4 protein-coding genes and 1 pseudogene are annotated in these 6,462 nt (G+C 57.1%); 4 read left to right on the top strand and 1 reads right to left on the bottom strand.

All coding sequences use genetic code 11. The features are described from left to right. From AC6F7T_RS01890 to AC6F7T_RS01875, 4 genes and pseudogenes are all read left to right on the top strand, one after another. Positions 1-213 (top strand): annotated as a pseudogene (locus tag AC6F7T_RS01890) (hypothetical protein); the annotation flags it as partial. A gap of 30 nt (positions 214-243) precedes the next feature. Beyond that, positions 244-1,851 (top strand): ATP-binding protein, encoded by a 1,608-nt coding sequence (locus tag AC6F7T_RS01885; protein WP_500716278.1) that lies wholly within the window; start codon positions 244-246, stop codon positions 1,849-1,851. Between the two features lie 16 nt (positions 1,852-1,867). After that, positions 1,868-3,223, top strand: coding sequence for a sigma 54-interacting transcriptional regulator (locus tag AC6F7T_RS01880; protein WP_500716277.1), 1,356 nt, complete (start codon positions 1,868-1,870; stop codon positions 3,221-3,223). A gap of 464 nt (positions 3,224-3,687) precedes the next feature. Beyond that, positions 3,688-5,130, top strand: coding sequence for a multiheme c-type cytochrome (locus AC6F7T_RS01875; RefSeq protein ID WP_500716276.1), 1,443 nt, complete (start codon positions 3,688-3,690; stop codon positions 5,128-5,130). A gap of 590 nt (positions 5,131-5,720) precedes the next feature. Here AC6F7T_RS01875 and cobK read toward each other — a convergent pair. Then, entirely contained in the window at positions 5,721-6,407 is a 687-nt protein-coding gene (gene cobK / locus AC6F7T_RS01870) for a precorrin-6A reductase (RefSeq protein ID WP_500716275.1), read from the bottom strand. Positions 6,408-6,462: the final 55 nt, after the last annotated feature.

The following is a 6,462-nucleotide window of genomic DNA, read 5'->3' as shown; positions in this document are numbered from 1 at the left end:
AGCATCCTGCATGAGCAACGCCTCAAGGAGATCCTGGATATCCCGGCAAGGATCGTCCCCGTCGCCTATTTATGCCTTGGCTATACCGATTTCTTTTTTAACAAACCCGAATTGGAAACAGCCGGTTGGCAACCCCGCCTGCCGCTGGAAGAGCTTGTTTTTACTGATCGCTGGGGACAGTCTATCGATCCGGCAGGGGGAGGATTTGCTTGACGCGGCAAAGGGAGGGGCATAGGTTGTGATTTGTTTAACGATATTGTTATCAGTTATCAGGGCGAGATTCCTTTGAAACTGAAGAATTCGATCACCGTGCGAATGACAATCGCCACAGCGGCTCTTCTTGTGGCGGTGCTCGCAGTTGTCAACGTGTGGCGCGATACCGGCATCGTGGCACGATGGCAAGCGGAACTGCAATCCAAATCGGCGTTGACGGCCAACCTTGTCCTCCGCAGTTTCGAAGCGGTCGATCCGGACAAGTTCCCGGTTCACGAGGACTACCTGGCGCGGAATCTTGTCGAGCTTCCGGATATCCATGACATCCTGGTCGTCGCAGCCAACGGGCGGGTCGCTTTTTCTCATCACCCGGAGGAGATCGGAAAGCTCTTCGACCCGACGACTGAGCAGGTATGCGGAGGTTGCCACACGGCGGGTGGAATCCACTCTGAAAGCCGAGAGTACACATCGAGGAATGGTCAGCCGGTTTATCACGAGGGATTTCCGATCACGAACGGGAGCGCATGCCGGCGTTGCCACGATTCGCGCCAGGAGATCCTTGGGATGCTGCTCATGTCTCTCGAACTCACCCCCTTCTATGCTGAACTCACTCGCAGGCATATCTCCTTCGTCTGGTTGGCGGTGGCAGTGGTGCTCGCTTCTCTTTTGTCCTTCTGGGGGCTCTTCCGAGTGCTGGTTCGCCAGCCGCTGGCGCGGCTCGAGTCGGACATCCGGAGTCTGGAAGGGGGCGACTTCCAACATCTTCACGGGCCGCGGGGGGAGAACGAGATTGCGATCCTTCACGCCTCATTCATCACTATGGCCGGTCGGCTGCGCGAAGCCCGTGCAGAACTCGAAAATCGGGTACGTGAGGGGACGCAAAGGATCGATTCCCTGAGTGGTGAACTCGACCTGGTCTACTCGAATCTCATGCATTTGGAACACCTCTCGGCCATGGGGACCGTCTCGGTCGAAATCGCGCACGAGATTCGGACGCCCTTGAACGCCATGGCCTTGCACCTGCAGCTGCTGGGGCGCAGTCTACAGCGCGGTGGCGGTGATGACGAAGAGATTGGCGAGCTGTTCGGCGACATGAACCGGGAGGTGCAGCGGATCGTGGAGACGCTGAATCAATTTATGGCGCGCGTTCGGCGACCCATGCCAAAGCCGGATCCCGAGCCGCTCGGACCGGTCGTCGAATCTGCGATTTTTCTGATGGGGGCCGAAGCCAGGCACGCGGGGGTGGTAATCGAGAAGCAAATCGCGCCTGAGGTTCGTTTGCTTCCCGCCCACGCAAACCACATCCGCCAGATCCTGACCAATCTCGTGAGTAACGCCGTGAAGGTCACTCCGCACGGAGGTCGTGTGCGCGTCCGGGCCTTTCTTGACTCGGAACGGGTCCGGATTTTCGTCGAGGACTCCGGACCCGGTGTTCCGCAGGCGATGCGCCAACGGATACGGGAACCCTTTTTTACGACGCACCCGGATGGCACTGGTATGGGGCTTGCAATTGTGGAACACATTCTTCAGGACTGCGGTGGTTCTCTCGATGTTGGGGATGCGCAAGATCTGGGCGGTGCGGCCTTCATGGTTACCCTCCGGGATTGCGCCCCGGCAGCGGGTTGCGATACGGCTTAGGTATCAGGTTTTATCTATGGAGGATTCAGAAATGGCCGGTGTTCGAGGGCGAGTTCTCTTTGTTGATGACGATGCTTCAACGCGCAAGGCGATGACGCGCGGACTTCGTCAGGACGGCTTCGAGGTGACGACAGCTGCATCCGCCGAGGAGGCCCTCACCCTGACGTTGGGTGCACCGCTTGACGTGCTGGTGACCGATGTTCTCATGGGGGGCATGAGCGGCATCGGCCTTCTTCGCAAGGTGCGCCAGATCCGTCCCGGGCTACCGGTTGTCGTCATCACTGGATACGGGAGCGTCAATGTCGCGGTCGAGGCCATGCGTGAAGGGGCTGCAGACTACTTTGCGAAGCCCGTTAGTTTCGACCATCTCGCTCGCACTCTCGATCGAGTCATCGGCAACTGTCGCCGCCACGGCGAGATCGTTTCCCCGGTCCCGCCGGCAGAATCGCCCCTTATCGGCCAGTCGGACCCGATCCGCAAAGTTCTGCAGCGCGTCGCGGTAGTGGCCGGAACGGACGCGACGGTTCTGGTTCGAGGGGAGTCCGGAACCGGCAAGGAACTCGTTTCACGGCAACTTCACCGCGCCAGCCGGCGCCGAACCGGTCCCCTCGTCATCGTCAACTGCGCTGCAATCACTGAGTCGCTCGCGGAAAGCGAGCTTTTCGGGCACGAGAAGGGGGCCTTTACCGGCGCGGTACGCCCTCGTGCCGGCAAAATAGAGCAGGCGAACGGCGGCACCCTGTTTCTCGATGAGATCGGCGACCTCTCACCGATTATTCAGACCAAGATCCTGCGCGTACTGCAGGACCAGATAGTGGAACGGGTCGGCGGGTCGACCTCTCTCAAGGTGGATGTGCGACTTGTGGCGGCGACAAACCGCGACCTCGAGCGGATGATCCAGGAGGGAGGATTCCGCGAGGACCTGTATTACCGCCTTAAGGTCGTCACCATTGACATCCCCCCTCTCCGGGACAGGATCGACGACATTTCGCCTCTCGTGAACCACTTCCTGGAGGAGCTTGCGCATCGTTATGAACTTCCGGCAGCTCCGGCACTCGGCAGAGGGGTTATGGATGCGCTGCGCGCCCATCCCTGGCCCGGCAATGTCCGTGAACTCCGCAACCTGATCGAGGAACTGGTGATCACCGGTGCCGGCGAGCGAATCCTGCTGGTGGACCTGCCCCACCATGTGCGCGGACCTAGCGTCCCCAGCAGCGATGAGCCGTTGCTCGACGGTACTCACGGACTCGACGAGATCGAGCGGGCCGCGATCCAGCGAACACTGACCCGAACCGGCGGCAACAAGACAGAGACGGCACGCATCCTCGGAATCGGGCTCAAAACCCTCTACCGCAAGCTCGGAGCAGAGTAGAACCGCCCACTTTACTGACATTTTCCCATCTGAACCTCAAATTTTTGTCAAAATGACATAGCTAATTGTCCAGATCAGACATTTTTTCTCAGAACGACAGGGTATCCGTGCTGCTTCTTCCGATGAAACATCAAAACAGACCTTCGCCCAATCACGTAGTGTCCTCAATTTCAATCTCCCGGCCGCTTCTCCTTATTTAGAACCCCCCGCACAAAGTCTGTCCCGTTCCCGGTTGAATAGAGCTGATCGGCGCGCAAGATCGAAGAGTCACGTCACAGAAAAGGACGGCACGGCTCTTGCTGTAACCTTAATCCGATTACACGGTTCCTGAATGAACCTGACCAGGGACTGCACAACAAGTCAAAGAGATACGACCCCGGAGCTTAATCCGACCGAAAGCAGAGACATTCGGCCACAACCGAGAAGGAGGTTTTATGCAGGTTTTTTACAAAAAGTGGAGATCGTTGCCGGCACTGGCCGTAGCGCTGACTCTGGCAGGAGGACTGGTCGCTTGCGGTTCTTCGCGCTTGTTCACTCCGGTCGCTACGCCAGATCCGGAAACTCCTGTTCTTGCGGCCTATGTGGGTGCCGATACCTGCCAGGCATGTCACCCCGAAGCCTACGCTGGATGGCGGGAAACCCTGCATCCTGAGGCATTTAATGGCTTTAACGATCTGTACAGTTTCGGCCTCAAGACAAATGACCTGTTTGGTCTCTGGATTGAACGATTCGGCGACACTCCAGGCAATCCGGTTTGCTATGATAAAAACGAGGATACCGGGATATCCGGGACCAAAGACTTCTCTTTGAGCGACGGTACGAAGCTCACGGATGTTGACGGTGTTTATGTCAAGTACGAGGAAGGGAAGTTCCTCGCCCGTTTTCTCAACGAAAGTGGAACGGCAGTTCACACAACGGATGTGATGGTTTTCGGCCACGGCAAAACGAACCGGCAGACCTATGTCGTAAATGTCGGTGACGGGTCAGGCAACCGCCTTCTCAAGTGGCAGTTCAGAAAAGACCGTGCCAATGAAAAAAATCCGCTGGGAAGGTGGATAGACCGTAATGACGACCGCATCTGGCAGAATAACTGCGTCGGCTGCCACGCCACCGGCTATGACATCGAGAAGTGGGAAGCCGACCCGAGCCTGACAGCCGGCGAGATTATTGCCGACATCGGTGTCGGCTGTGAATCGTGCCACGGACCAGGCAGTGATCATATTGCAAACCCGCTGGTGAGCAATATCGTCAATCCCGATGACCTCACCAAGACGCAGCAATTCGACGTATGCGCCCAGTGCCATACCCGCACGGCTACCCATAAAGATTTTGATCCGGAATACCGTTGGGGGGACGCCCTGGGCTTCCGTCCCGGTGACAAGGTGGAAGATTTCGTGGAGACAATCGTCCCGACATGGGGTAAAGCGTGGAGGAGGGTTTCCGCAGACGGCAAGGGGCGTGGAGACCATCAGATGTCCTTTGATCTGAAGCTCGGACCCAAAGCCGATTGGTCCTGCACACAGTGTCACAGTCTTCACAGCGTAAACGGCGAAGGGCTCATGCTCAAAGAATCGCTGGTGGATACCTGTGTTACCTGCCACAGCGACTATGACACCCCGGAGAAAATTTCCGCCGTCATGGACGGCACCCGCGGATGGGATGGAGACGACGCCGGATTTGCAGGGAAAAAGAATCAGCACACCTTCCGTCTGGACGCCGAAGGGCGGGTGATCGGTTTGCCTGAATCCGAGTGGCCGGCGGAAAACAAGTGGCCCTGGCAGGTAGCAGAGACGGGTGTGAATAAAACTGACAAGATGTTCGCAAAATCTCCGAAAAAAACTGATGACACTAAAGTTATTGCAAAAAATTTAATGGGGAATGAAGTTGCCGCAGGCTCAAATAAATAAATGCTTGGGCTGCCATGCAAAATTCAGGGACTGGGCAAACACTCCCCATACAGTTAAGCCTTACGGCGAAGGAGTGCCTAAGGAAATGTGACGTTCAGACGGAAAATGGCCGTGGGAGAAGACAGGAGTTTGACCTTCGCCTGAACATACCGGGGGTATAATATCAATTTTGACATTGATTGGTATTATGCCCCCGGATTTCTACGCTTTCTTTGGGCCTGACGGGATAGGACCAGGCCAACCCACCGATATCAGGTCACGACCTTTCCAGCACATTCCGAGCATCTGCTGAAAACCATTTTACTCTAATTTTTTGCACAACTGGCATTGCTATGTTTACCTTCCCCTACCCCCAGACGAACCTCCACCACCGGGGGCACCACATCCTCCCGGCCTTTCAAGCTGGTCCGGACGCTCAATCCTCTCTGGTTTCCCAGCAGTAATCTCGCCTTTGGCCTTGACACATTTCAACACCAGCGGTTTGCGTTTGCGTAGCACTTCGGCAACTTTTTTATCGGTTCCAGATCAGTTTGCAGCGTTCTGGTCGCCCAGTTATCTGATCCTGGGGACATTCTTAAATGGTTGACCCCCTACCCGATCACCACCAGCTCGATCCCCAACTCCCGACAGGCCTGCCGCTTCTGTTCAAAGCCACTTCCCTCCCCGCTGTTCTTGGTCACCATGCAGTCAATGCGGTACTCGCGACAGAGGGCCAGGTTAAAGTCGGTGGAAAACGGCCCTTGCAGGGCGATGATGCGCGAGCGGGGAAATCCGGCGGCGACGCATTTGGCGATGGAGTCTTCAAAGGGGAGAACGCGGGCGTAACCCCGTGAAGAAAGAGGAGCGAAGCGGTCAATGCTGTTGCTGCCGGTGGTGAAGAGGATGCGTTGATGGGGGGAGTTCTGCAGATAGGCGGCGACCTCGTCGGCGCTGGTGCAGGTCACGATTCCCGGTTCTACTTCGAGTTCGGCGACCGGGCGTACCCGATCTTCGCAGACGATCGCACACTCTTCGGCAACCCGGCGGGCGATGGCGCTGATTTCCCTGGCGTGAGGGTGGGTGGTGTCAATGATCCGGGTGATGCCCTGTTCAGCGATAAAGCGTGCCAAACTCTCCAAACTGAAACGGGTGTGGATGACCCGTCCCGGATAGCGAACGCCGAACTCCCGCAGACCGTAGTCGGTGGCGACACTGATGATCAGGGGCTGCTCCTCCGCTTCGTCCAGTTCAGCTACCACCTGATGGGTGGTGGAGGTGCCGCCCAATACGAGGATCATTCACGTTCTCCGTATTTGGCAGTGTAACCGCGCGGCGTGACCAGCTTGCCGTTTT

The sequence above is a fragment of the Pelovirga sp. genome (assembly GCF_059864205.1).
The sequence above is the reverse complement of the archived record's forward strand: the minus strand, read 5'-3'. Positions and strand labels throughout refer to the sequence as shown.

What these genes read in the sequence shown, in the direction of transcription:
- AC6F7T_RS01880 (WP_500716277.1), top strand. Translation starts at nt 1,868, where the DNA reads ATGGAGGATTCAGAAATGGCCGGTGTTCGAGGGCGAGTTCTCTTTGTT.
- cobK (WP_500716275.1), bottom strand. Translation starts at nt 6,407, where the DNA reads ATGATCCTCGTATTGGGCGGCACCTCCACCACCCATCAGGTGGTAGCT.